Raw genomic sequence first — 3,487 nt, forward strand, 5'->3', positions numbered from 1 at the left:
GGAGTATGAATTTCGTCATTGGTAATCGCGATCGCACTCGGCGCAACAGGCACCTTACCACCATTCAATAATGGATGACAAGCCCGCCCACCATGCCAAATCTGGAGGACAATTTGGCCACCTTTGGCATGTACCGCATCGGTGACTAGTTTCCAGCCAGCCACTTGAGCATCATTATAAATTCCTGGTTCTGCCCCAAACGCCGAGCAACCATCCATCGCCGCAGTAGCCTCGGCAATAATCAATCCCGCACTAGCCCGCTGACTATAATGCTCCGCCATCAAAGCCGTCGGTACATGGTTTTCATCCGCCCGACAGCGCGTCAATGGTGCCATCAGCATCCGATTGGCTAGAGTTAATGCGCCGATATTTAGCGGTGTAAACAGATGGGTAAATGTCATAGCTAACTAAATAATAATGAAGGGCTTGATTAAAGTTAGTGTGAGATAGGAAGAGCCTAGAGACTAAAGTCTCTGCTAGTATTTCAGTCCGCCTGCGCAGACTGAAATACTAGTCCGCGCAGGCGAACTTCGTAACACTAGCCACGATTTCAATCGTTGGCGGCATCGTGGGCTAATAGTAGGTTAGTTTGCTCGATCTATTTCGATAATTCGATATTCTCGAACTATTAAACTATATCAACGAATATGAGATAATGCAAGTAGCTGTCGATCCAATTAGAAGTCGTTGGCATAGCCTCTCCCCTGGAGCATCGCACATCTGCAACTGTCAACCCTACACACCATGCGCCCCTTCTATCATCCCCAATCCGCAGATATCTCCCTCGTCGGCGTACTATACGCTTTGGGAGATCCGGTGCGGTTGCAGATCGTCCAACGATTAGCCCAAATAGGGGAATTAACTTGTTCGGATCTAGATTGCTCTGTTGCGAAATCTACGATGTCCCACCATTTCAAAATCTTGCGCGAATCGGGGTTGGTATTAACGCGGAAGGAAGGAACTCAACACATTAATACGCTTCGATCTGCCGATCTCGACAGGCTTTATCCAGGACTCTTGGCTGTGGTATTACGATCTCCTGTTACTACTGAATAATGCTGTTTTTGGTTGTAAGAATTCAATAATAATGCTTAAACCCTAGCTGGTGGGCAATGCCCACCCTAATAGAAATCTATTCTGCTTAATTGGCAAAAGCAATTTGTTTTGATGATTCAGACTTGATACTACTATCTCTATCAAGAATAATTATTTTCCTAATTGCTGCTCTAGTCGTCTCAATATTATAGACAACAGCACTATTGTCGATAATTTCAATCGGGGTTAACTGACCTTCTGTAAAATACTGGCAGTCCATGCAGTCATAATCTTTCCCAATACCAAAAATATTGATCTCGATTCTTCCATGATTAAGTTGACGAGATATTTTTAGTCCTTTGCGCTCTCGAAAATCTTCATCAGGTTTGTCACGATTATAGGGCTTAGAATATATCACAGGTTCGATTTTGCATCTAAACTCACTATCTGTCAGTACAAAGTAATCTTCAACGATCGAAAGAATATCGTAGACATCTGGATGGTGCATGGCAATTCTCTATTGTTAATTACAGCTTGCTTCAAATATGACGGAGGAGCTGTGATCGAGCGCAATTGCTAAAATTATTATCTATTCTTTATCAAAACACCCTTATTTGACTCATTATCTCGATCGATCCCGACAGACTCAATCTCTATTGTCGGTGGGAATTGCCAGACTCGATCGATCGTTTAAAATGACAGAGCCAACCCGATCGATTCAGAAAAGATGAAAATTGTTGATTTCTATTACTCGATCGGGAGCCGTTATTCATATCTCGCAGCCACACAAATTGATGCTCTCCAACAAGCTACTGGCTGTCATGTAGAATGGCATCCCGTTAACAGCGTGAGGCTGATTTCTCAACTCGAACGCAGCCCCTTTGAAGGAAAGCCCGTTTCAACCCAATACGAATGGACTTATCGCGAACTCGATGCTCAGCGGTGGGCTAAATTATATGGCATCCCTTATCTCGAACCGCGTGGACGAGTAGATTTTGATTCAGAGCTATTGGCACAAGCTTGTACCGCAGCAAAACGGTTGGGTAAGGTTGAAGAGTATAGTAGATTACTCTTTATGGCGATGTTTCAGGATTCACTCGCGAAGATTGATGAGCAAGAATGTACGATCCGTGCCGAAGCTTGTGGAATTGATGCTGTTGATTTTCAGGTTGCGCTGAGATCGCCAGAGACATTGACGCAACTCGATCGGACGATCGATAGTGCTGTTCGGGCTGGCGGATTTGGGGTGCCCACATTTATTATTGATGGTGAAATATTCTGGGGCAACGATCGACTCATGTTGTTGCGGCATTATCTCGATTTACACCAAAACGATCGCTAGCATGGACAGCCAGCAACTCAGATCGATCTCCAGAACTCTAACTCGGCGGCAAGATCGTCCATTACAGAAACTTAACATCGATCCCCACTGGTGGAAACTCACCTATAAATCTAGATATAATTCATACAACGGCTCTTGACTAACTTCGGGTAAATATGGTGACTGTCATGAATGTTTTTAATAGATACAGCTAACACATTTCCACTAGCAATAGTGTCAGAAAAAATTCAGCCAAGTCCTAGTGTCATATCCTTCACCCTTGCATTCATTAACTAGGGGCACATGGTTCAAACTCATCTGTGGGGCTAGCTTTGGGCATCTACCAGCCATCCGCAATCTGGCGATCGCTTATACATTAGCGGGAGCTGATTGTATCGATGTCGCTGCCGATTTGGCGGTAATTACCGCAGCAAAAGACGGGATCGGGATCGCCCAAAAATTAGCAGCCACAAGTCAAGATCGGCGATATCCGACTCACGGTGCGCCATTATTGATGGTGAGTTTAAATGATGGTGTAGATCCCCATTTTCGCAAAGCAGAATTTGACCCGTCACAGTGTCCGACTGATTGTCTGCGTCCGTGCGAGCGGATTTGTCCGGCTGATGCCATCGATCTTGATGGCGTCATCGATAGTCGGTGCTATGGCTGCGGTCGGTGCTTGCCGATTTGTCCGTTGGGCTTGATTACCACGCGCGATCGGGCGGCGACGCCGAGTAGTATCCTCCCGTATCTCACAGCCGCAGGTGGGATCGACGCGATCGAAATTCATACTCAGACGGGTCATTTAGACGACTTTCGGCAGTTGTGGAGCGTGCTAGCTCCTGTAGCTCACCACCTCAAATTGCTAGCGATTAGTTGTCCCGATAGTGATGAATTAATCTCATACCTGCGATCGATCTACGCTACGATTGCGGCGACTTACACATCCCACCCACTGCCGTTTCAGCTCATCTGGCAAACCGATGGTAGACCGATGAGTGGGGATATTGGCGCGGGGACGACTCATGCAGCCATCAAATTGGGTGAGAAAGTCTTGGCGGCTCATCTCCCTGGCTACGTGCAACTAGCTGGCGGTACCAACCACTACACCGTCCCCAAATTACGGGAACG

4 protein-coding genes and 1 pseudogene are annotated in these 3,487 nt (G+C 46.3%); 3 read left to right on the top strand and 2 right to left on the bottom strand.

Annotation, left to right across the window (positions count from 1 at the left end; all coding sequences use genetic code 11):
- Positions 1-401 (bottom strand): annotated as a pseudogene (locus RMO27_RS05370) (alkene reductase); the annotation flags it as partial.
- 343 nt (positions 402-744) lie between these two features.
- Here RMO27_RS05370 and RMO27_RS05375 point away from each other — a divergent pair.
- Positions 745-1,056: a metalloregulator ArsR/SmtB family transcription factor gene (locus tag RMO27_RS05375; RefSeq protein WP_309730119.1), complete on the top strand. Its 312-nt coding sequence runs from the start codon at positions 745-747 to the stop codon at positions 1,054-1,056.
- Between the two features lie 85 nt (positions 1,057-1,141).
- On the opposite strand, the gene RMO27_RS05380 is transcribed toward RMO27_RS05375, so the two are convergent.
- Positions 1,142-1,543 carry a hypothetical protein gene (locus RMO27_RS05380; RefSeq protein WP_309730121.1) on the bottom strand — a complete coding sequence of 134 codons (402 nt, stop codon included), beginning with the start codon at positions 1,541-1,543 and terminating at the stop codon, positions 1,142-1,144.
- A gap of 219 nt (positions 1,544-1,762) precedes the next feature.
- Here RMO27_RS05380 and RMO27_RS05385 point away from each other — a divergent pair, with 219 nt between their 5' ends.
- Complete coding sequence (locus RMO27_RS05385; RefSeq protein WP_309730124.1) at positions 1,763-2,377, top strand: 2-hydroxychromene-2-carboxylate isomerase; 615 nt, start codon at positions 1,763-1,765, stop codon at positions 2,375-2,377.
- A 241-nt stretch (positions 2,378-2,618) separates the two neighbouring features.
- A partial coding sequence (ldpA, locus tag RMO27_RS05390) for a circadian clock protein LdpA (RefSeq protein WP_309730126.1) occupies positions 2,619-3,487 on the top strand: 869 nt, incomplete at its 3' end.

Origin of the sequence: Chamaesiphon sp. OTE_75_metabat_556, assembly GCF_031378165.1 — a bacterium.
Lineage (GTDB): Bacteria > Cyanobacteriota > Cyanobacteriia > Cyanobacteriales > Chamaesiphonaceae > Chamaesiphon.

Excerpts from the sequence above, each read along its gene's own strand:
- RMO27_RS05375 (WP_309730119.1), top strand. The coding sequence starts at position 745 with ATGCGCCCCTTCTATCATCCCCAATCCGCAGATATCTCCCTCGTCGGC.
- RMO27_RS05385 (WP_309730124.1), top strand. The coding sequence starts at position 1,763 with ATGAAAATTGTTGATTTCTATTACTCGATCGGGAGCCGTTATTCATAT.
- RMO27_RS05380 (WP_309730121.1), bottom strand. The coding sequence starts at position 1,543 with ATGCACCATCCAGATGTCTACGATATTCTTTCGATCGTTGAAGATTAC.